The organism is Streptococcus suis (genome assembly GCF_019794615.1).
Taxonomy (GTDB): domain Bacteria; phylum Bacillota; class Bacilli; order Lactobacillales; family Streptococcaceae; genus Streptococcus; species Streptococcus suis_AI.
In genome coordinates, this window is the sequence record NZ_JAIMDU010000033.1 from 1 (window position 1) to 21,944 (window position 21,944).

24 protein-coding genes and 1 pseudogene are annotated in these 21,944 nt (G+C 39.5%); 7 read left to right on the plus strand and 18 right to left on the minus strand.

The window, feature by feature from the left end; genetic code table 11:
• The 16 genes and pseudogenes from K6V43_RS09035 to K6V43_RS09110 all read right to left on the minus strand — a co-directional run.
• Positions 1-1,181 (minus strand): terminase large subunit domain-containing protein (locus K6V43_RS09035; RefSeq protein ID WP_222382759.1); only part of this gene is annotated, 1,181 nt, incomplete at its 3' end.
• On the minus strand, positions 1,178-1,651 hold the full coding sequence (locus K6V43_RS09040; RefSeq protein ID WP_099870651.1) for a phage terminase small subunit P27 family: 474 nt from the start codon (positions 1,649-1,651) through the stop codon (positions 1,178-1,180). The genes K6V43_RS09035 and K6V43_RS09040, both read right to left, overlap by 4 nt.
• 282 nt (positions 1,652-1,933) lie before the next feature.
• Complete coding sequence (locus K6V43_RS09045; protein WP_063077092.1) at positions 1,934-2,146, minus strand: DUF4314 domain-containing protein; 213 nt, start codon at positions 2,144-2,146, stop codon at positions 1,934-1,936.
• A 1-nt stretch (position 2,147) separates the two neighbouring features.
• On the minus strand, positions 2,148-2,396 hold the full coding sequence (locus tag K6V43_RS09050; RefSeq protein ID WP_222382760.1) for an Nmad4 family putative nucleotide modification protein: 249 nt from the start codon (positions 2,394-2,396) through the stop codon (positions 2,148-2,150).
• A 78-nt stretch (positions 2,397-2,474) separates the two neighbouring features.
• Positions 2,475-3,749, minus strand: a complete 1,275-nt coding sequence (locus K6V43_RS09055; RefSeq protein WP_222382761.1) for a DNA cytosine methyltransferase — start codon at positions 3,747-3,749, stop codon at positions 2,475-2,477.
• Positions 3,746-4,336, minus strand: coding sequence for an HNH endonuclease (locus K6V43_RS09060; protein WP_024407638.1), 591 nt, complete (start codon positions 4,334-4,336; stop codon positions 3,746-3,748). The genes K6V43_RS09055 and K6V43_RS09060 overlap by 4 nt, the downstream gene beginning before the upstream one ends.
• Complete coding sequence (locus K6V43_RS09065; RefSeq protein WP_024407639.1) at positions 4,336-5,589, minus strand: site-specific DNA-methyltransferase; 1,254 nt, start codon at positions 5,587-5,589, stop codon at positions 4,336-4,338. The genes K6V43_RS09060 and K6V43_RS09065 overlap by 1 nt, the downstream gene beginning before the upstream one ends.
• A complete protein-coding gene (locus K6V43_RS09070; protein WP_024407640.1) occupies positions 5,561-6,022 on the minus strand; it encodes a hypothetical protein in 462 nt (153 codons plus the stop codon). Before K6V43_RS09070 ends, K6V43_RS09065 begins: the two co-directional genes overlap by 29 nt.
• A 298-nt stretch (positions 6,023-6,320) precedes the next feature.
• The gene (locus K6V43_RS09075) at positions 6,321-6,686 is read right to left on the minus strand and encodes an HNH endonuclease (RefSeq protein WP_222382762.1); all 366 of its coding nucleotides are present in this window, start codon (positions 6,684-6,686) and stop codon (positions 6,321-6,323) included.
• 1 nt (position 6,687) lies between these two features.
• Entirely contained in the window at positions 6,688-7,725 is a 1,038-nt protein-coding gene (gene metK / locus K6V43_RS09080; protein ID WP_222382763.1) for a methionine adenosyltransferase, read from the minus strand.
• Positions 7,726-7,769: 44 nt separating this feature from the next.
• A pseudogene (locus tag K6V43_RS09085) lies at positions 7,770-7,951 on the minus strand (DUF6900 domain-containing protein).
• Positions 7,952-8,039: 88 nt separating this feature from the next.
• The gene (locus tag K6V43_RS09090; RefSeq protein WP_222382764.1) at positions 8,040-8,267 is read right to left on the minus strand and encodes a DUF7678 domain-containing protein; all 228 of its coding nucleotides are present in this window, start codon (positions 8,265-8,267) and stop codon (positions 8,040-8,042) included.
• A gap of 225 nt (positions 8,268-8,492) precedes the next feature.
• On the minus strand, positions 8,493-8,969 hold the full coding sequence (locus tag K6V43_RS09095) for a hypothetical protein (RefSeq protein ID WP_222382765.1): 477 nt from the start codon (positions 8,967-8,969) through the stop codon (positions 8,493-8,495).
• Positions 8,962-10,338: a DEAD/DEAH box helicase gene (locus K6V43_RS09100; RefSeq protein WP_105182473.1), complete on the minus strand. Its 1,377-nt coding sequence runs from the start codon at positions 10,336-10,338 to the stop codon at positions 8,962-8,964. The genes K6V43_RS09095 and K6V43_RS09100 overlap by 8 nt, the downstream gene beginning before the upstream one ends.
• Positions 10,319-10,600: a VRR-NUC domain-containing protein gene (locus tag K6V43_RS09105; RefSeq protein ID WP_029173184.1), complete on the minus strand. Its 282-nt coding sequence runs from the start codon at positions 10,598-10,600 to the stop codon at positions 10,319-10,321. The genes K6V43_RS09100 and K6V43_RS09105 overlap by 20 nt, the downstream gene beginning before the upstream one ends.
• A gap of 284 nt (positions 10,601-10,884) precedes the next feature.
• Positions 10,885-13,170: a phage/plasmid primase, P4 family gene (locus K6V43_RS09110; protein WP_222382766.1), complete on the minus strand. Its 2,286-nt coding sequence runs from the start codon at positions 13,168-13,170 to the stop codon at positions 10,885-10,887.
• 310 nt (positions 13,171-13,480) lie between these two features.
• On the opposite strand from K6V43_RS09110, the gene K6V43_RS11585 reads away from it, so the two are divergent.
• From K6V43_RS11585 to K6V43_RS09130, 5 genes are all read left to right on the plus strand, one after another.
• Positions 13,481-13,615, plus strand: a complete 135-nt coding sequence (locus K6V43_RS11585) for a hypothetical protein (RefSeq protein WP_259458603.1) — start codon at positions 13,481-13,483, stop codon at positions 13,613-13,615.
• Positions 13,590-13,913 (plus strand): hypothetical protein, encoded by a 324-nt coding sequence (locus K6V43_RS09115; protein WP_222382767.1) that lies wholly within the window; start codon positions 13,590-13,592, stop codon positions 13,911-13,913. The genes K6V43_RS11585 and K6V43_RS09115 overlap by 26 nt, the downstream gene beginning before the upstream one ends.
• The gene (locus K6V43_RS09120) at positions 13,906-15,027 is read left to right on the plus strand and encodes a DUF2800 domain-containing protein (RefSeq protein WP_222382768.1); all 1,122 of its coding nucleotides are present in this window, start codon (positions 13,906-13,908) and stop codon (positions 15,025-15,027) included. Before K6V43_RS09115 ends, K6V43_RS09120 begins: the two co-directional genes overlap by 8 nt.
• A 4-nt stretch (positions 15,028-15,031) precedes the next feature.
• Positions 15,032-15,580, plus strand: coding sequence for a DUF2815 family protein (locus K6V43_RS09125; RefSeq protein ID WP_046391433.1), 549 nt, complete (start codon positions 15,032-15,034; stop codon positions 15,578-15,580).
• Between the two features lie 234 nt (positions 15,581-15,814).
• Positions 15,815-17,770 (plus strand): DNA polymerase, encoded by a 1,956-nt coding sequence (locus K6V43_RS09130; protein ID WP_222382769.1) that lies wholly within the window; start codon positions 15,815-15,817, stop codon positions 17,768-17,770.
• A 41-nt stretch (positions 17,771-17,811) separates the two neighbouring features.
• Here the strand turns inward: K6V43_RS09130 and K6V43_RS09135 are convergent, their stop codons facing one another.
• Positions 17,812-18,417 carry a hypothetical protein gene (locus K6V43_RS09135; protein WP_222382770.1) on the minus strand — a complete coding sequence of 202 codons (606 nt, stop codon included), beginning with the start codon at positions 18,415-18,417 and terminating at the stop codon, positions 17,812-17,814.
• 39 nt (positions 18,418-18,456) lie between these two features.
• Here K6V43_RS09135 and K6V43_RS11590 point away from each other — a divergent pair, with 39 nt between their 5' ends.
• The gene (locus tag K6V43_RS11590; protein ID WP_261307588.1) at positions 18,457-18,585 is read left to right on the plus strand and encodes a hypothetical protein; all 129 of its coding nucleotides are present in this window, start codon (positions 18,457-18,459) and stop codon (positions 18,583-18,585) included.
• Positions 18,586-18,822: 237 nt separating this feature from the next.
• Here K6V43_RS11590 and K6V43_RS09140 read toward each other — a convergent pair whose 3' ends face one another.
• A complete protein-coding gene (locus tag K6V43_RS09140) occupies positions 18,823-20,691 on the minus strand; it encodes an XRE family transcriptional regulator (RefSeq protein ID WP_222382772.1) in 1,869 nt (622 codons plus the stop codon).
• A gap of 93 nt (positions 20,692-20,784) precedes the next feature.
• On the opposite strand from K6V43_RS09140, the gene K6V43_RS09145 reads away from it, so the two are divergent.
• Complete coding sequence (locus tag K6V43_RS09145) at positions 20,785-21,834, plus strand: hypothetical protein (RefSeq protein ID WP_222382774.1); 1,050 nt, start codon at positions 20,785-20,787, stop codon at positions 21,832-21,834.
• Positions 21,835-21,944 lie beyond the last annotated feature (110 nt).

The window sequence follows — 21,944 nt, forward strand, 5'->3', positions numbered from 1 at the left end:
ACGACATTACCTTCTGTAGTTTTGATGTAACCCTGACGCTCCCAAACATCATATAGAACATGGTCACGTCGACATCTAAGCTCCAATGTATCCTCAGGTAGCCAGAAAAATGGCAGAACGATATAATTCTCCTCTTCAAATCTAGGAGGGAACACCAAGACTAAAGCCGTTATATCTGACGTACTAGAAAGGTCTAAACCTGCATAACAGCTACGACCCTTGAGACTTTCATATTGGATGGGATCATTTCCCTTCGCATAAACATGTTCTGGAATCCAAGCAACACTTGAGCTTGTCCACATATTTAGACGGAGCTGCTTAAAGACATTCTCTTCGGCAGGATTGTCTAGTGCCTGTTGGTAGGCTTCTCGAACTCGGTCAATCCCAATAGTATGCCCTAATGAAGGGTTGGCTTTGAGCCAGTTAGCTTCATCATTCCAATCATCTTCATCAGATAAACCATAAACCACTGGATAGAATGAAGTGTCCTTCTTTCTACCATTCAGAATATCCAATGCTTTGGTATGTAACTCATAACAGATAGAGTTTCTATCCGTTCCAGCTGTTGTGATAATAAAAAAGAGGGGTTGTTCCCTTGCGTCTCCTGACCCCTTGGTCAATACATCATACAAATGACGATTAGGCTGAGCGTGGATTTCATCAAAGACTAAGCCAGAAACGTTTAGTCCATGTTTTGTCCCAGTCTCTGCGGATAGAACTTGGTAAAAACCAGCGTTAGAATAATTTACAATACGCTTGGTTGCTCCCATTATCTTTGACCGCTTTTCCAAGGGGCGACTCATCTGCACCATTTGCTTGGCTACATCAAACACGATTGACGCTTGGTTTCGGTCACAAGCCGCACCATAAACTTCTGCACTGGCTTCATTATCCGCATAAAGTAGATAAAGAGCGATAGCTGCTGCTAGCTCAGACTTGCCATTCTTTTTTGGAATTTCTATATAGGCTGTTAAGAATTGGCGATTACCATCTTCCTTGACAATTCCAAATAGGTCACGGACAATCTGTTCCTGCCACGGCAACAAATCAAATCGCTTTCCTGCCCACTTGCCTTTGGTGTGGGAGAGGTTATTGATAAATATTACTGCCCTATCAGCCTTTGCCTTATCATAGTGTGAGGTTGGAAGCATGAATGGACTTGGTTCATAATGATAGCTCATAAAATTCCTCCTAACAAATCTTCCATTTCATCACCAGTACCAACTTCCGCATCCATCGTTGCTAATCGGTTACGGGCTGAAGGTGTCAAACCAAATTGTTCACAGAACTTAAGCATGATTTTGAGGTTGGTCTGGCTGATAGAGACTTGAGGGACTTGTTGGAGATAGCCATTCGGAGTTTTGATAATGGAGCCATGCTTGGAAAGGAACTCTTCCGCCTCTTTCCAGCGAGCGTAAGCTTGACAATAACCTGCAAATGCAGTCATGTCCATTTCGGTTAAAATTCCCATCTGTTCGAGAATTTTTCCCATCCGTTTCCACTCCTTCTTTGCATCATCTTCAAGCCACTGTGGGCAACGTGGGGCTTTTTGTTTGGGTTTGACTTCATTCGAAGGGAGTGGTCGCTTACCAGGATTTCCCTCAAGTATTTTCATATTCGTAGGCTTTGGTTTTCGCCCCCTGATTGCCACAATCTCACCTCCCTTAGAGTAAGAAAAAAGAACTCAATTCGAGTTCCTTCTTAAAGTTCATTAAAGTTATCAAGAACAGCCTGACAAACTGTTCTATCAATGTCGCCCATGTTACCTATTTCATTCCCATATCTATATTGGTAGATATATTCACCATCACGATTTATTGTCAGTATTCTAATCCATGCACCGTCTATATTCCTTGGGTCTGTTGTGTCTTCACGGAGAAACTCACAAACGTAATGTCTGTCTCCAACCGTTCGAGTCATAATTTCCCACATCTCACATTACCTTTTCTACGATATCAATTCCATACAAAACATTTAGGCAACTGCCGTTTTCCCACTTAACTAAGAGTGAACCAATGTCATCCACTCCAATCACAGTTCCAAGTGTGCCTTTAGGAACTGGATGTGGGTCATCCATTCTAACTAATCTAACCTTAGTCCCAACCGGATAGGTTGTCTTTAGGTTATTGAAAATTTTTGCGTCCATGTTATTCTCCAATCTTTTGAAATGCCCACTTAACTGCATGTCCAAAGTCTTCGAATGTTCTTGCTTCTTGGTAAATGCGGTCAAATCTGCGTTCGAAGTTTTCAAACTCTTCAAGACTATCAGCCGTTTCGTAAATCTCAACTTCTATTCCTTTATATCCATTCGATGCAACGATGACCCAATCTTTGTAAGGAATGATACTTGCGGTTGCTGGGTAGATGTTGTAAAGTTTTTCAAGTGTTGTTGTCATGGATTTGTTCTCCTCTTCCTTTGTTGTGTACATATTAACTCTAAAAGAGACATATATCCAGTCATTTCTCGATTATTTTTAAGATATATTCGATAATTCTTCGCTCGTTAGAATGGCACAACCAATGGCATAAACCACTGTTACCGTCACACCATTTCCAGCTTGTTTATACAGTTGGGCATCGGAGTTTACTGCTTGGGCTTTCTCGAATAAATCATCCGAAAATCCTTGTAGACGAAAACATTCTCGAGGGGTTAAACGTCTGATTTTTACAACTCGATCATTCCAAACCACAGCACCCATTTGACCACCACAGGAGATGTTATGAGCAATTCCCTTCCCAACCCTTGCTCGTCTCGTTGGTGAGTTAGGATAAGATAAATCCACCGAATCTCCAACCTCTGCAACTTGATAACCTTGCTTCGTACCATTTCTGACCTTGATGCCTTCAAGAACACCATGGCGGTCTTGAGAGGTCAATGTGAACATTGGCTCATCCTGTTCCTTGAGCCTACGTCCATTTTGACGTTTGTTGATTCGATTGGGTGTCAGAATGGGTTGTATTTCGAGTACTCCAGAATTCATCGCAGTCCGTTTTGTAGCTCCAGCAGTATATCGTGCAGTGATACAACGTGCCTCATCTGTCAACTTTGGTTCTGTCAAAGATTGGTCAATTAGATAAAGACCTGTTTTAGCACCTAGTCCTCCACCCTCACCAACAAGAGTTGTGGCAATTCCACTAGGGTCGTAGACACGGTAGCTTTGCATACCACCTACAAGTTGCTTAAGATGGCTACCGCTTTCTCCGCTGATAGGTAGTACTTTTCGTCGACCTCTACTTCTAAGATGTCCGAGAGTGTAGATGCGTTCTCGATTTTGGGGAACTCCGTAGTCTTTTGAATTGAACACTTGCCACTCAAGGTCGTACCCTGCTTCATCCAAGATAGAGAGATAGTCGAGATAATCTCGTCCCCCGCCACTTGATAAAAGTCCCTTAACATTTTCAAGGAGTATCCACTCGGGTTTATCTTCTTCCTCTTGGCTTTGGAGGAGGTCAACAAATGTAAAAAAGAGTCCACTTCGTTCACCGTATAGTCCTGCTCGCTTCCCTGCGATAGACACATTTTGACAAGGGCTTCCCGCAGTCCATAAATCTGCTTTTGGAAGTTGTGTTGGGTCAATGCTTGTGATGTCGTCATGAAACCATTCTCCTTTCGTGTCATACATTGCTTCATAAGATTTTCGTGCAAACTTATCCTTTTCACAGTAACCGATACATTTGAAACCAGCTAATTCCAAACCACGACGAAAACCACCCACACCTGCAAAGAAATCAAGAAAAGTTAAGGTCATACCGTCTCCTCCCTATAATTTGTTAAAGCGAATGACTTATAATTCCTACATATTTTCTCAACTTTATTACGAATCCAGTTTGGTACTTCAGGAACTTTGTTATAACGACCGTACTCACCAAACAACAATTCAATGCCAACATTCCTAGCTTGGGTTGCCTCTAGGAATGTATCATAATAACCCAGGTGAATATCACGTTGAGAGATTTTGATTCTGGCACGATATTTTTGTCTTGGTTTATAATAACTAACCCCTGTTACTCCAGAAGTATTATTTGATTGTAGACCTTGATTTATTTGGTTTTGTTGATGCGTACAAAAACGAATATTCTCAGAACGATTATCAAAGGTATCTAGATTAATGTGGTCGATTTCATATCCATGGCGATGACCAAATAAGTAACGATGAAGATATTTGCCTTTCGCACAAATAATGTACGACTTTGCATCTTCATCGTTACTTTTATTTCGGTAGAAGTTAATATCTTCTATAAGTGAGAATCTGTCTCTATCAAACCTAAATTGAGTGCCATCTTTCAAAGTTCCTATACCAATTGAACCAATAAATGAATAGTGAACATTAGACATTACATCCCCCCTAACTGTTTCACTGCTTCTTCATAACTGATTGATTGACCTTCACGGACTACCGTCACATCTGTATTGTCCGTTGCTTCCATGTAGCGTTTCACAATGACATCCACAAACTTCTCATCAAGTTCAATCCCATAACAGATACGTCCTGTCTGGTCTGCCGCAATGAGGGTTGACCCAGACCCAAGGAAAGGATCCAATACCAAAGTCCCTCTCATGGATGAATTTTGAATAGGGTAAGCCATGAGCTGAATCGGCTTCATGGTTGGATGGTCTTTGCTGGACTTAGGACGGTCGTATTCCCAAATGGTCGTCTGTTTACGGTCACTGAACCATTGGTGTTTGCCTTTTTGACGCCACCCGTATAAGACTGGCTCATGTCGCCATTGATAAGGACTACGTCCAAGCACTAATGAGTTCTTCTTCCAAATGCAACATCCACTGAGATAAAAACCAGCATCCTTAAATGCCTTACGGAAGTTCAATCCTTCCGTATCCGCATGAAATACGTAGATTGAGGCGTCGACTTCCATGTGGTTCTCAACTTGAGTAAACATAGCTAAAAGAAACTGATAAAATTCAGAATCACCCATATTATCATTTTGAATTTTACCTGCCGTCTTTTCAACATCGCAATTATACGGCGGGTCTGTCACAACAAGATTGACTTTCTTATCACCTAAAAGTTGGTCGTAGGTTTCTGCCTTAGTTGAGTCACCACAAATCACTCGGTGTTTACCAAGTTGCCAGACGTCCCCACGTCTTGCTACTGTCGGTTTCTTCAACTCCTCGTCCACATCAAAGTCATCTTCAGATAACTCCTTGTCATGAATGTTGGAGAGAATGTCATCAATTTCTGGTGGTTCAAAACCAGTCAGGTCGAGATTGAAATCCGACTCCTGTAAATCCAAAAGCAAATCCGCCAAAAGCTGGTCGTCCCATTGACCGGTGATTTTGTTAAGGGCAATGTTTAGGGCCTTTTCATCTTCCTTGGATAAATCGACAATAACACATTTGGCAGTTTCATAGTCTAAGTCCTTCAATACAGTTAATCGTTGATGGCCACCAATAACCGTCAAATCTTTATTGACGATGATGGGGTCAACGTAGCCAAACTTGAGTAGGCTTTGCTTAATCTTTTCATATTCCTTGTCACCCTTTTTGAGTTTTTTTCGAGGATTGTAAGAGGCTGGGTGTAGTTCAGATAATCGAATCTCTCTAATTTCCATTGTTGGTTGACTTGTCATTGATTTCTCCTTTATAAAAGCGTGATTGGATGTAACACGAATGGCTACAATATTTTCTATTTGGATTAGCATAAGATAAAAATGACCTGCCACAATGTTGGCAAGTCAAATCTTCATATGCAGTTTTTGATTTGTCGTGTTCGTCAGAATGAGTTGTCCACCAAACCTTACGACATTTATCCGAACAGAACTTCTTTGGTCTACCTATTTTGTGAGTTTTAAGTACTTGATAACACTGAGGGCAACGAAGTCCATCATTCTGGTCGGCTTTTGCCATCTGCTTTGTCGCAGCACCATGTCCAAGCAATTCTGGATTTCGTTTACAGTATTTCTTAACGGAATCTCTAGATAAACCTGTAACCTTACCGATGAAACCATAGCCAAGACCTTCTGCGCGCATTTTCCAGATTTGTTTACGTTGACTTTCGTCCATTTGTTTTCCTTTCCAGCAAAAAAGGACTAAAAACAACTATTTTCACCATTGTTTCTAGCCTTTTTCACTATTTTATTACCAAAATTACATACTAGGGAACGCTACATCCCCACATTAGAAACGTGATAACGGTGGGAAGGAACGTCAAAATTGAGCAATTTTAATGTACCCGCTTGCGAATTTTGCGAAATTGCACGTTTGAGGGGGCGTCGGTCTTAGTCTCCCATGGGTTTAGAGATTTCATCCCCCCTCCCCCAATAGGTGAAAAATGAAATACTTTAGTAACGAAACTCCAAGACTAAAATCGATAGGAATATTCTACATATCGGTCAGTCGTCTTGGTCTTTCTGTCATGACAAGACTTACAAAGTGCTTGCCAGTTGGTTTGATTCCAAAAGAGTTCTTGGTCACCACGATGGGGTGTGATATGGTCAACTACAGCTGCCTTGGTCAGTCGACCTTTGGCTTTGCATTGAACACAGAGTGGATGAACTTTTAAGTAACGAAGTCGTGCTTTGTTCCACTGAGCATTGTATCCTTTGGCTTTGGTTGACTTGGCATCCAGTTGGTGGTTTGATTTATGGTTGTCACAATACTTGTGACCATAAGGTACTAGGTTAGGACAACCATTTTGTTTACAAGGTGTGCTTGGTCTTCTTGGCATTTTACTTCTCCCAAGGAAGGTAAGTTTTTGTGAAATGTCCGAAGCAAGACGTTTTAGTGTAGTCTACATTCAAGAGATGAAGTTCCTTTATGATCCCTCGTGGTGTTAAATCATACCGCTCACGAATCATTCCTTCCAGTTGTTGTGTGGTGTAGCGACTCGTTCCAAAGGTTTCTACATACACCGACACAGGTTCTGCAACTCCAATGGCGTAGGCTAATTGTACTTCACATCGTTTCGCATACCCTTCTCGAACAATATCCTTAGCAATCTTTCGTGCCATGTATGCTGCAGATCGGTCAACCTTACTTGGGTCTTTTCCAGAGAAAGCACCTCCACCATGATGTGCGAAACCACCGTAGGTATCAGCCACAATCTTACGTCCAGTCACTCCTGCATCCGCAAATGAACCACCAAGCACAAAACGTCCAGTTGGATTGACTAGAACGTTAAAATCTAGATTCTGACGGTAACGAAGTGCTACTGCCATCATGGCTTCAGTCACAATTCGTTTCACTTTGGCAAGGTCAGCCGTTTCGGTATGTTGGATGGAAACTAAAAATGTATCAATTCGTTTCTTCCCATAGTCGTAGGAAACCTGAGCTTTAGCGTCCTTGCCAAGTAAGGGGTGACCAAGGGACATCAGTTTCTCAAGGACTCGAGTGGCTAAAACATAAGGAAGTGGCAGGTACTCAGGTGTTTCATCTGTCGCATAACCAAACATCATTCCTTGGTCACCAGCACCACCATTATCAACACCTTGGGCAATATCTGAACTTTGGAGTCCAAGTAGGTTAGTTACCCGAACATTCTTCATACCAAGTGGCTCGACAACCTGTCGAACAATGTTCTCGAGATTAAAGTAATGACTAGTTGAAATTTCACCAGCTACCACAACTTGGTTATCCTTGATTAAGGTTTCAACTGCCACTCGACTTGATTTGTCATACTTGAGACACTCCATCAAAATGGCATCTGAAATCTGGTCACAGATTTTATCTGGGTGTCCAACTGACACTTGTTCACTAGAAATAATCATAATTCCTCCACGCAAAAAGCCCAACCCTTGGGCTAGGCTTTGGTTTATTTTACTGATTGACGGCCTGCTTCGTAGGCTCTCTCTAATGCTCTTTTGATTCCCCAAACCGAAACATCGTAGAAATCGAGGTTGTCGCTCCAGCGTTTTTCTAAGGTTTCAACTAGAAGTTCTTCTTTAGCGATCTCTGTTAAAAGGGATTGAGTTTTTCTTGTTGGCGTTTTGTCATGGTATTGTTCTCCTCTTCTTTTGTTGTGTACATATTAACTCTAAAAAGGAGATATATCCAGTCTTTTCTGCATTAATTTAAAGATATTTTAAACAGTTAAAACCAACAAAACCGCCTCAAGAATGGCTTCACGATCTTCTGTTTCAGGATAGATTTCCCATCCTCTGTCGTAAGAAACGATTGTTTCTTCAGCTACTTCAATATCTAACTTGAAAACACATCCAAGGTCAATTCCAACCTCTGAAAGTTGGGGACTAACCTTAGCAATGTAATTCACTTTTTGTCCTTGATAATCAATCCGTCCTTCAGTCCACATGGTTATTCTCCTTTGTTTTTTCTAGGTGCATATTACCCTATCAGCCTAAGAATATCCAGTCATTTGAGGGTGATTTTTATCTTTTTTGACACTTACAATTCTACCACAAATTTTGACAAAGTGAGGTCAATGTTAGGTCACACTTAGTGCAGGGGGAGGTCAGGGGGAGGTTACTGGTAGGTCAAGGGGAGGTCAAGGGGAGGTCAAGGGGAGGTCAGGGAGAGGTTACTTTTCCAAAGAAAATCCCATTTTCATATACACTTCCCTAACATGGTCTAAGACCTTACGTCGCCAATTTCTAACAGTACTTCGGCTAATATGAAACTCTCTCATCAAGTTATCCCAATTACTATCTGTCTTAAGCATGGATTGCGCAAAATCATATAAATCTCCCTTAAGAAATTTTAAAGCCATCTCAAAATTATCAAGGTCATTAGCCAATCGGATATACCGTTGCGATAAATCCGCCAATTGTTCCTCATTTTCCTGAATCATCTTCTCTCGAAAATTCAGTGCAATCATCTCTGACCTTTGATTGGTAGGTGAACTTTTAACTCTAGGCTCATCAGATTTTTCAAAAACGAGTGAACCAATAACCTCATTTTCTGTCACTGGTTTGAAATGTTCCAAACGATACTTTAACATCTCCAAGTCACTTTTGAGTTCATTGTAATTCGTCAGTATGTGCTCTGCCTTATCCATCTGCCCCTCCTACTTGTGCTTTAACAGCTTCAATTAGCCGTTCTTGTTGTGCATCTTTGTTTTCTAGTGCCTTGAGGATTTCCTCATCAATCGTTCCTTCAGTCACAATGTGTTGAATAACAACTGTCTCAGCCTCCTGGCCTTGACGCCAAAGGCGTGCATTGGTTTGTTGGTATAGTTCCAACGACCATGTTAAACCAAACCAGACCAAGTTGTGACCACCTTTTTGGAGGTTCAACCCATGACCTGCTCCAGCTGGATGAAGTAAGCCAACTGGGACATTTCCCTTGTTCCATTCACGAATATCTTCTTCTGTTTTCAACACCCGACTCTTTACCCTGAGTTTTTCTAAACGATTAATAATCCGAGCTAAGTCATGTTTGAACCAATAGGCAACTAAGACAGGTTCTCCATTTGCGGATTCAAGGATATCTTCAAGGGCATCTAGTTTCTGTTCATGTAATGCCACAACCGTATGATCATCAGAATATACGGCTCCATTGGACAACTGAACTAACTTGTTCGTCAGGCTTGCAGCATTGGCGGCAGTCACTTCTAATCCATCTAACTCTGACATTACATACTCTTTCTTAAACTGACTGTACTTTTCTTTTTCCTTTTCTGACATACGCACCAGTTTCTTGGTTGAAATCAATTCAGGCATATCCAGATAGTCTAATGCTTTCATGGAAATGGTAATATCACTAATCTTGTCTTGAATTTGACACTCCGCATAGTCCATGGGGATGTATTCATAGACAATGTTTCCGTTGCGACGACCTTCTTCAAAGTAACGACTACGAAACTCACCAATGAATCGACCAAGGCGTTCTCCTCCGTCAATGACTTTAAACTCTGCAAACAAATCCATTAGTCCGTTTGAACTTGGTGTTCCAGTCAACCCAACGATACGTTTCATGTAAGGACGCATTGCCATAAAGGCTTTGAAACGCTTGGACTGCCAAGACTTGAAAGAACTCAATTCATCAATCACTACCATATCCCACTTGAAATAGGGACTACATTGTTCCACCAACCAAGGAAGGTTTTCACGATTGACAATATAGATATCCGCATCTTTCTGGAGAGCTACTTTTCGTTGCTTGGGAGTTCCCACAATTTTCGAATACCGTAAGTGACGCAACTCCGCCCATTGCTCAATCTCATCACTCCATACTGTATTTGCGACTCGAAGTGGGGCAATAACTAAAACCCTAGTGACCTCAAATCGGTCAAACATCAGCTCATTTACTGCAGATAAGGTTGTAGCCGTCTTCCCCATCCCCATGTCTAGGATGACTGCTGCATATGGGTGACCTATGATGAAGTCCTTGGCGACTACTTGATAGTTATGTAATGTCAATTTCATCTAACACTTCTCCAATCATCTCAATGCGGTCAATGACATAAACCGTAAAGCCTAACCGCTCGAACAGTTTATGTCTTGACACTTGTAACTTCCTTGGCTTCTGGTCGGGAGCCTTTACTTCCACCAAGCCAAACTTGCCATTGGGTAAAAACACCAACCTGTCTGGTACACCAGAAAAAGATGGTGATACCCACTTAGGACAAATGCCTCCTCTAGCTTTCACAGACTTCACCAAAGCTTGCTCAACGTACTTTTCTCTCATCGTTCTAAATCCTTTCGTCAAATTGAAGTGTGTAGGTCTAGTGCAGTCAAATCCAAAACTCCTCTTATAGGCTTTTTTTATAGTAATTTTTGCTTATAGGATAGTTTTAGAAAAGACCATAATAGACCTACACAAAATCAAAAAATGTTACTCATGTTGGTCGTTTCAATCATTTTTCCGAAACCTCATTCAAAATAAGTTCCAACCATTCAGTCAACGACCTACACACCTAAAATAGTCCATCACCTCTCTTGTGGAGGTAAGGTGGCTAAAAATGTTGGTCATTAATCTAAGAAATCATAGCCATCATCAACCAATTTCAAACCAAGAATGAGATTCCCTTTACTTGTCCGTTTTCGTTTAAAACCTGCCTGATCAAGAGCAGAATAAAAATCGGTCGTACTGCGTGTATACTCCATGTTTTTGGCGCAATAGGCACGATACTGACTGTATAGTTCTCCTGATTTTTCTGTCAACTGATCACCAACTTGACAGCAGTCACTAAGGAAGTGTCCTAACCAATCATTGGCCTCACGATAGGCTTTGACGGAAGATGATACAGCAGTTGGTACTTTTGTTTTGAAGTTCGCTTTGATAGCTTTTTCTGCACCTTCGATAATCCAAGACAAAATAGCTGGTGCCGCATTGTCATACAAATGGTCCGCAAAGTTTTTGATGTCAGAGCGACCAGTGATTTTGGCATTAAATGGGATAACAACCAAACGTCGCCACGTTCCATCATCGTTCGCTCCTACTTTAGGCAGATGGTTAGTGTAAAGAACCAGCGTGTGTGAGGGCACGAAGTGGAATGGATCCTTGTACTTCTTCTCTGCTTGAATCTCATCAGTTGAAGTAATCTGCTTAACAACGGCTGTATTGAGTCTCATCCCTTCTGCCATTTCAGAAGCAATGACCAGTCGTTTCCCTTTAAGCTCTGCAAGCTCAGGACTCACGTTACGCTTGTTTGACATAGTTAAGGCATCCGCAGATAATTTCCCTGAGTAGCTACCTAGCACTCGAGCAATGGTATTCCAAAAAGTAGACTTGCCGTTCGCTCCGCCACCATAGGCAATAATCATGTGTTCCTGATAGACCTTACCGATTGCCGCCATACCAATAATTTCTTGAACATAATCAATCAATTCTTGGTCGTTACAGAAAAAAGTAGCTAAAGTTTCCTGCCATAATCCCATTCCCTGATCACTAGGAGAGACTGCTGTCATTTTAGTTATATAATCTTCAGGATTGTGTTCTTGTGACCCATTTATTCCTTTTCGTAAATCATAGGTAGCCACTGGGGTATTGAGTAATAAGTCATCACTATCTAATTCTGACAATTCTACTGAAAGCATTGGCTTAGCTGTATTATAGACAGCCATCAAATTCTTGTAGTCACGATGTTTCATAACAAATTTATGGAACTCTTTAGCTGCTAGATAGGCTTTTAAATATTTCAACTGAAGTGGAGTTTCGACTGCATTTTCTAGACGCTTTCCACCAGCCTTAATGGTCAATTCATCAATACCTGAAGACTGAAGTTGCTTCTCTGCAGATTCCAAGAGTGCATTCGCTTCAGCAAGTTGTTCATCGGTAAAGTGTACAACTGCACCTAATGCCAACTGCTTGTTCTCACGCCAGTGAGTCCCGTCATAGTAAAGATAGTCCGTTGCATTGGTATAAGCGAGCCTGTTCGCATACTCTCTTGCAAGAACTCCTGCTTCCCCAACATCGGAGTAGTCATCTGGTCTCAGTGTTTCTCGATTAAACTGTTCTGGTGAAACATAACCTTCAGAACTTTTAATGGTTTTATTGTAGAAACGTACTGCACTGCCCCAAATGGTATCTAACTCCGCTTTATCCAATGGTGGTTCACACTTTTCAGCTTGTTCATCAAAGCCATCCCTTGCTTCTTGTGTCACGCCTAACCGTTTGAGAATTCTCGCAGCAAATACAGACATCGTTGAATTACGACTCCCTTGCTGGATTGGTCCACTTGGAGGAGTATAGAAGTCTGCATCGAAATCTTCCTCGTCTTCAATAGAAACAACTTGAAACAAATCTTCATCAATAGTTAGCCATGAATCATGCCATATAACCTGTGCATTGGGATTTCCAAAGAAGAAACGTGCCGCATCCTTGGCATTATCATCAAAAAACTTGTACTGATTACAGAGTTCTTCCTTCATAGCTACGTAGACATCTTTATCAGTTATCTCATCGATTTGGAAATAGATATGATATTTTGGTCTTGGAGCTTTTCCTGCCTTTGCCTGCATGTGACTTCTACTAGTTACCAAAGCAAAGTTGTAATCCGCAAAGATTTCTTTTAATCGCTCGACAGTTATCCACTCATCTGAATTTTCTGAATGGTCATTATCAATATCCATGACCAAAACATCCGACTGGATGAAATTAGTATTTGAGCGTGTATTGTTTAAAAACAGCCCTGCCACATGGTCAAATTGCGCAACAGTTTGTAGCGATATTTCATCAGTAATAGTTACTTGATTGGGGTAGACAGTGGTTGTCTGAACCCCAGTCTGTCCAGAATGAGATAAGGTAAATTGCATTATGCGCCCTCCAAATGTAATTAATGATATGTGGAGTTTTTTCCCTCCTACCTTATTAGGTAGAACTACGACTCATTTTTCCGCCTCTTAATAAAATTTTTCAAAAAAAAAAATAATCTTCCTTTATATAGCCAGAGGAAGATTATTTTCATGTATAACAAATTAAAAAAATTTTTATAAAAAAGCGGAAAAATCCACCTCAGTATTACCTATATAGGTGTAAGGGATGAAAAACACCGATTCAAAAAATTTTTATTAAAAACCGGAATTTCTGTTCACATCTCTACCTAATAAGATAGGAGGTCACAAAATGACTAAAGAAATAACTGTGAATCACAATGATGAACTGGTCGATACTCTAACTGCCATTAGCATCATCTCAAAGCAACTCGCTCGTAAGATAAAGGAGGAAGAAAACAATGAGCAAAATGAAAGAACTGAATAGACTAATTCATGATATGGAAGAAACCGCAATGTACTACCTTCGATTGGTGGATGAGTTCAAAAAACTCCTATCTACTGATGATGAAACCGTTCCTGAACCAATATCACCAAAATCTGAACCACGAAGGGAAATTCAATTGGAAGATGTCCGTGCAGTCCTTGCGACCAAAGCTAAAGACGGATTTAAGAATGAGGTTCGTGCTCTTCTAAATGCTTACGGTGCTTCATCTCTATCAGCACTTGACCCTAAACACTTTTCGGCAGTCCTTGAAGAAGCTGGAGGAATTGGTAATGACTAACCACGCCATTCTATCCGCATCTGCTTCACACCGATGGTTGAACTGCCCACCATCTGTTCGGTTAACAGAAAATATGCCAGATGTAACCTCTGAGTTTGCCCTTGAAGGTACGGATGCTCACGAGTTGTGTGCTTATCTAGTCGAGAAAGCTCTAGGAAGGAAAACGCGTGATCCAACTGAGGATTTAGCATTTTATAACAATGAAATGCAGGATTGCGCTGAAGAATACCGCAACTATGTCATGCAACAAGTCGAGAAAGCCAGAGGCTACTCTCGTGACCCTACAGTTCTTATCGAACAACGACTGGATTTTTCTAAGTGGGTACCTGAAGGATTTGGAACTGGAGATTGCCTTATTGTGGCAGATGGACTTCTTCAGGTTATTGATTATAAGCACGGACTTGGTGTTCTAGTTGATGCAGACCATAACCCACAAATGATGTGTTATGCCCTCGGTGCTCTTGAGATGTTTGATGGGCTTTATGATTTTGATAAAGTTACAATGACTATCTTTCAACCACGAAAACATAACATATCTACCTTTGAGATAGAAAAGACTGAGTTGCTTGAATGGGCTGAAAATGAACTCGCTCCAAAAGCTGAACTTGCATTCAAAGGTGAGGGGGATATGCAGTCTGGTAAACACTGCCAATTCTGTAAACTAAAGACTGTCTGTCGTAAACGTGCGGAGGATAATTTGGCTCTTGCCAAGATGGAGTTTGCGAATCCAGCTACTCTTGATAACGAGGATATTGCAGAGATTTTACCTAAGCTAGACTTGTTGATTTCATGGGCAAACGACATCAAAGCTTATGCATTAAATCAAGCAACAGATGGATATCCTATCCCAGGATACAAACTGGTTGAAGGTCGCTCTGTTCGTAAATACTCAGATGAAACTGCCGTGAGTCAAGCTGTGATGGAAGCTGGCTATGACCCTTATGAGAAGAAACTGCTCACTATCACTGCCATGACTAAGTTACTTGGCAAGAAAACTTTTAACGACCTACTTGGTGGTCTCGTAATAAAACCAAGTGGTAAACCAACACTCGTTCCAATTGACGATAGCCGTCAAGAGATGAACCTAGCAAAAAATGAATTTAAAGAGGAATAACTATATGACAACTAAAGTAATTACAGGACCAAACACTCGCTTCAGCTACTTAAATGCCAACGAACCAAAGTCGATTAACGGTAGCACTCCCAAGTACAGTGCCTCACTCATCATTCCAAAAGAAGATACTGTAACCATTAATAAAATCAAGGCCGCCATTGAGCAAGCATACAAAGAAGGTGAGTCAAAACTCAAGGGTAACGGTAAATCTGTACCTGCATTATCTACTCTGAAAACTCCACTTCGTGACGGAGACCTTGAACGACCGGATGATGAAGCATACAAAAATGCTTACTTCGTAAATGCTAACTCTCCACACAAACCTGGGGTGGTTGACGGAAATCGTCAAGAAATCATTGATACATCAGAATTGTATTCAGGCATCTACGGACGTGCTTCAATCACCTTCTACGCATTTAATTCCAATGGTAATAAAGGTATTGCTTGCGGTTTGAATAACTTGCAAAAATTGCGTGATGGGGAACCCCTCGGAGGACGCACTCGTGCCGAAGATGATTTTGCGACAGAAGACGACGATGACTTTTTGAACTAGAAATGGAGAATTAGATTGATGATGTATACTATTTTTACTTGTACTATTATGGGACTCTGGGTGCTTATCGGACTATACTTCGGGTATATGACTATTAGAGATGACATTCGAAATGAAATGGAACGAAGGGCTAAACGAAATAAAGAAAAACTTAGTCAAACACCACTCAGTCGAAAAAACAAATAGAACTCAAGGTGGCAGCACTTCTGTCACCTTTTTCAGAAAGGACAAACTATGCCAATTAAAGAGATCAGTATAGACATCGAAACTTATTGTGAAATTGACTTACGAAAATCTGGTGTCTATCGCTATGCGGAAGATGACAGTTTTGAAATCCTTTTGTTTGCGGTATCTGTCAATAATGGACCAGTGACTGTTTACGACTTAACTAAGGAGAAGTTACCACAAGATATTCTTGAAGCTTTAGTAGATGATAAAGTCATCAAATGGGCTTTCAACGCTACATTTGAGCGAATTTGTCTATCAAACTGGCTCAAGAAATATCATCCTGATTTATTACTTGATGGATTTTTATCTCCAGTTTCATGGAGATGTAGCATGATTTGGTCAGCCTATTTAGGACTTCCACTCTCCCTTGAGGGAGTTGGAACAGTTCTCAAACTCAAAGACCAAAAGATGAGAGAGGGTGCTGACCTCATTCGCTACTTCTGCGTGCCTTGTAAGCCTACCAAAGTCAATGGGGGACGAGTTCGCAACTTTCCTCATCACGCGCCTGACAAGTGGGCTACCTTTATCGATTACAACAGACGTGATGTTGAGGTCGAATTGGCTATCAAGGAACGACTGAAAAACTTCTCCGTACCTGACTTTGTTTGGGAAGAATATCACCAGGATCAGATTATCAACGATCGAGGTATTGGCATAGATGTTGACTTTGTAAAAGCCGCAATCAAAATTGATGCAGAGAGCAAAGTTAAAATCCAAGAGGAACTAAAAGCATTAACTGGCCTTGAGAATCCCAACTCTGTTCTGCAGATGATTGGCTGGCTACGTGAACATGGAGTATCAACAGATTCTCTAGACAAAAAAGCTGTGAAGGAATTGCTCAAAACGGTTGATGAGACGACTGCTCAAGTTCTTAAACTCCGTCAGCAAGCTGCCAAATCAAGTGTATCCAAATATCAAGCCATGATGAACTGTGTTTGTAAGGACGGTCGAGCAAGGGGGATGTTTCAATTCTATGGAGCAAACCGTACAGGTCGATGGGCTGGTCGCTTGGTGCAACTTCAGAATCTACCTCAGAACCATCTTCCTGACCTAGAGGAAGCTAGGGAACTTTTTAAAAAAGGTAACTTAGAAGCTACTGAGCTACTCTACGACACACAAGATACCTTATCTCAACTTATCCGAACAGCCTTTATTCCTAGCAAAGGAAAGAAATTCATTGTTTGCGACTTTTCAGCTATCGAAGCTCGTGTACTGTCCCACTTAGCTGGAGAGAGATGGCGGAGTAAGGTATTTGAACAAGGGAAAGACATCTACTGTATGTCAGCCTCACAAATGTTTGGTGTACCAGTTGAAAAACATGGACAAAATTCTGAACTCAGGCAAAAAGGAAAAATTGCAGAGCTTGCTTGCGGATATGGTGGTTCAGTCGGTGCGTTGAAAGCCATGGGTGCCCTTGAGATGGGACTATCGGAGGAAGAACTCCAACCTCTTGTTAACTCTTGGCGACAAGCAAATCCCAATATCGTTCTATTATGGTGGGATGTGGACAGGGCGGTTAAGACTGCTGTAAAGAACCTAATTCCAACATCAACTCACGGTATTAAATTTGAAGTAAGAAGCGGCATTCTATTCATTTCACTCCCATCTGGTCGTAAATTATCATATATTAAACCAAGAATTGGAGAGAACCAGTTCGGTGGAGAGTCTGTCACATACGAAGGGACTGGAACTGCCAAACGTTGGGAGAGGCTCGAAAGTTATGGTCCAAAATTTGTAGAAAACATTGTACAAGCTATCAGCCGTGACATTCTTGCTTTCTCTTTGAAACAACTGAAAGAGTTTAAAATTGTAGGCCATGTCCACGATGAAGTAATAATCGAATGTCCAATGGAACAAAAAATTGATAAGATTGCATCATTGATGGGTATTGCACCAGACTGGATGACTGATATCAACCTTCGTGCCGACGGATACGAATGCTTATTCTATCAGAAAGATTAGCAAAAAATCGCCACCTCAGAAATTGAGATGGCGATTTTCAATTATTGATTTAGTTCTTTATATACCTCCTTTGCGAGTGCATGTGCTTTCTTAATTGAGTCATACCCTTGGGTCTTTTTCAGACCAAGTTTTTCAATGATTTCTTGTTTGCTAATTGTGACATCTTGGTAGATTAGCTTTAGGATTTTACCGTACTTTTCATTACGTTGATAAACAACATCAATCAATTCTTCTAGTGTTTCAATAAGCATCAGTTTTTCCTCATGAGAAGGGATTCCAGTTGGATCGTAGCCAAATTTCTCATCATTATCCATCTTCTCGAACATCTCATCTAAAGATAAATCATCATGTTTTCCTTTAGAATGACGGCTCAAATACTCATTGGTATCCATGTTAAAGACACGAAGGGCATTCGTAAACTCTTCTCGTTCAACTGGCACGAATCCAACAAGAATTCGCTTGCCATAGATATTAAATGTTTTGAGATTGTCTCTATTAACATCCTTGCTAACTAACATCGCTTTATCCCTAATAACGAATGGTACTAGTACTTGTGAGTCAGTAGGTTCTACATCATTATATGACTTTTCACTTTTATAGCGATCTGGGTTGTATTTTGACTTAGTATTTTGTTCATTATTTGACATGTCTTGTCACCTTTTCCTTCATTCACAAAGGAATTGGACATGCCAAAAGAACTATTTAATTTTGTTTCTGACCACATCAGCAGCTCCTTTGCTAAATCATGGTCAGCTGGCTTTATAGCTGAACTGCTATTTCTTAAAGACACAGTTAAAGCCTATAACGTAGGATAATTTCCCCATTACAAAGTATCTTTAAGAAGTCAATAAAATGTAGGATTAATCTTTACAACATAAGTATAGATCTTTGCAACCCTAAAAAACAGGTAGTCTAGACTTCCGTATCTAAACCCTATTGGCTATAATGTTCTTGATAAGATAAAGCCTCGAAATAATCAATTAATGAGCAAAAAGCGGAAATTCAATTTCCGCTTTTTGGATTAAAAAAAAGACCATCAAAAATTTGATAGTCTATAGTGTCTTCATTTGTGCTGCTTGTAATATCGTATTTATTTCAGCTAATGGTTTGTAATAACTTGTCGTTAGTAACAGTTTATAAACTTGATGCTGGTGAATTTTAGTTAATTTGTGTCCCGCCTTTTCAAGCATATCTTCGCTTATAGGAGGCATAAGTTTTAAAGCAAAACAAAATGCCAATGCTAACTCAAGCTTAGGTAGATTATCTTCTTTGGTTTCATAACTTCTGAGAGTTTTTTCCGTAATGCCAACAATATTCGCTAATAATGGTTGAGAGCATTTTTTCCTCTTTCTGTGACTACGTAATGTCCCAGAGAATTCAAAAGGTAATTCCTTTAATAAATCAGAAATATTTTTTGAAAGTTTCACCATTTCTAAAGGTGGTAACTGATCCATTAAACTCGGATTCTGTAAAATCTCCACAAAGTCAGCTTTTATTTCGCTCTCTCTTGTTACCCCACGATTCAACACATAATCATAATAGTCTTCATCAGATATGGTAGAATATTTCTTCGACTTTACCTTGAAAAGGAGACAACATTCATCCATATGTTCATAAGCATAATCAGTCATCGCTGGTCCATCTTTTGTCATGGAAATATATTTTTTATCTTTTAAACAAAGATGGTTATCAATGTAAAGAAACTTATTTCCATCAATGATTTGTCTGAATGACTCATTAAAACAATATTCAAAGCATAAATCATTCGATGTGATTGTATAGCTACTTCCATTATCAAAAGCTTCAAGCTCAAAAGCGAAATTGTGCATATACCTATCATCTAAGTAATTGTAAACTCCATTTGCTTCTTTGAAGCCCAAGTCAATCATTCGAATTTTTGCTGCCTGCTTGGATACATTAAAGAATTCAGCAAGTTCATCAACCACTTCACGTACAAGTTCAGAGCGACTGATGTCAGGATTCACTAAGGTTAAAGTTCGAAATAACTCTCTAATCTTAATTTTCGTTTGAACTTTTGGCATAAGGATTCGAGGAGCAATCCCATTAGCATGCCACTCCATCCAATCAAGAGGAGACCACATACTAGAATCTGCCTGATTTTCCTCTGTCCAACTACTAGATACCGAGTATCTAGTATCAAGTATCATTCTTACTTCGTGAAATACTTTATGTAATTCCCAATGCACACACTCATGAATTACAGTATTATTGAAAGAACCAACATTTCTCTTATAGACAACATCTTTATCTACCAAGATACTTCCTTTGCTAAAAGGCTTCGAGACAAGTTGGTCTTTTTCAATCACCTCTACTTTAGTATCTTTAAAAACCATTTTACCAAAAACTGAGTCATCAAATGTTAACTTCTCTCGATGTATCGAAAGTCCCATCTCAGCTACAATTAACTCTACCGGTATAGGAGTTGGCTGCCTAAGTGCTACAGGATAATATTTTTTAAGAAATGATTCTGCAATGTTATCAAATTCTTTCTTAGGAATGTACGGAACCCAATCCCTACTAAGCATCAAATTTTTAGTTTTTTTATATTGGTCAGATTTGAACTCTGCGTTATAAATATTAAAAACTTTAATACCTGAATCAAGCTCCATATCTACATAGACTGAAACGTATTTCGATTTCGTATCTAATTCCATTTCACCTTTAATATACTGACGAACAATGACATCTGCAATCACGATAATTTCAAGTTTCAGTTTTGAATTATCAACTACTTCATAGTAAATCTTATATAGTTCGAAATCATCAAACTCAATATATCCATTTGGTTCGGGTACCATGTATGTAGATAAATCAGTATTATCCTTATTATTGAAAATGAAACCTCTAACAGTTTTTATGATTAAATCCTGGTAAGTATCAAAAATATATTTATCGAACATCACTAAACCTCACTTGAATGTAGTAAGAATATTATATCACGTTTTGTAAACGCTTCGAATATGTGATATAATTTTTCTACTGGAGGTTTGAACATGACAGCAATTACTGACATTTTGGATGAAATTAAAGCATATATAGAGCGACAAGAATTTGATAAAAAGTATTTTAAAAGCAACGGTAATTCGAATGGGTTTGAAAAATTATTTGATGAAGATGTAATCAGACATCTAAAGTCAAAATATCAAAATGAAAATATAAAATTTAATCTAATTACAGGACAGCACTTTCCAGATATGGATATAGTAATCGATGGAAATAAGTACGGAGTCGAATTAAAGAGTTCACAAAAAGGAGAGTGGTCTATTCCTGGTAACTCCACTTTAGAGAGTCAAACTGACGATGATTATATAATGATTTATCTTATATTTGGAAGTCGTACCTCTAATGAATACAAGTATGAAATATTATATGATGAATATTGGAAAGTTGCCTCCCAAATTAAAGTTACACATAGTCCACGCTTCATTATTGATATGAAGGGTCAACAGACAGTATTTAAAAATAATAATGAATATGAAAACTTTCGACGACAGGATAAAAGTAATAAAAGTAAATTCCTAAGCGATTACCTAAAAGATAACACATCACATTCAACTTGGTATGCACCCTCAAAGGATACATTTGTTTATGAGTTTAAATCCTTAGATGGAAAAAATAAAGATGAGTTACGGATTTTCGCCTATCTACTATTTCCATTCGATGTTCTTAATAATTCTAAAAAAAATCATCGAAACAACTACAGTAATTATGCAAATTTTTTAATAAATAATTATTCTGTTTACTCAACTAATTTACGAGATGTGTTTACCGCCGCTGGTAAAGGAAAAATCAATGGTATTGAAGTCTCAAAATCCCTATATAATTTCTACCTCTTAAGGAATGAAATTGACCTAGTTCTAGTCAGTGCCAATGTCGAACTCGCAAAAAAAATTAAAAAGGCTGTTGGCTATACAGGAAAGAAAGATATAAAAACAGGATACTGGACTAAAATCAATAAATTTCTAAAGAGGGAATTTGATGATGAATTTACAAGGGGGAATTCACGCTATCTTGGTAAGGATAAGTTTAGTGACTTAATCTAGGTAAGGTATATTATTAAGAAACGCATAAAATCATATCACCTTATAGGATATTATATGATTTTATGCGTTTTACCTAATTTTAAATTTATGGCTAGAACCGAATTATTTTT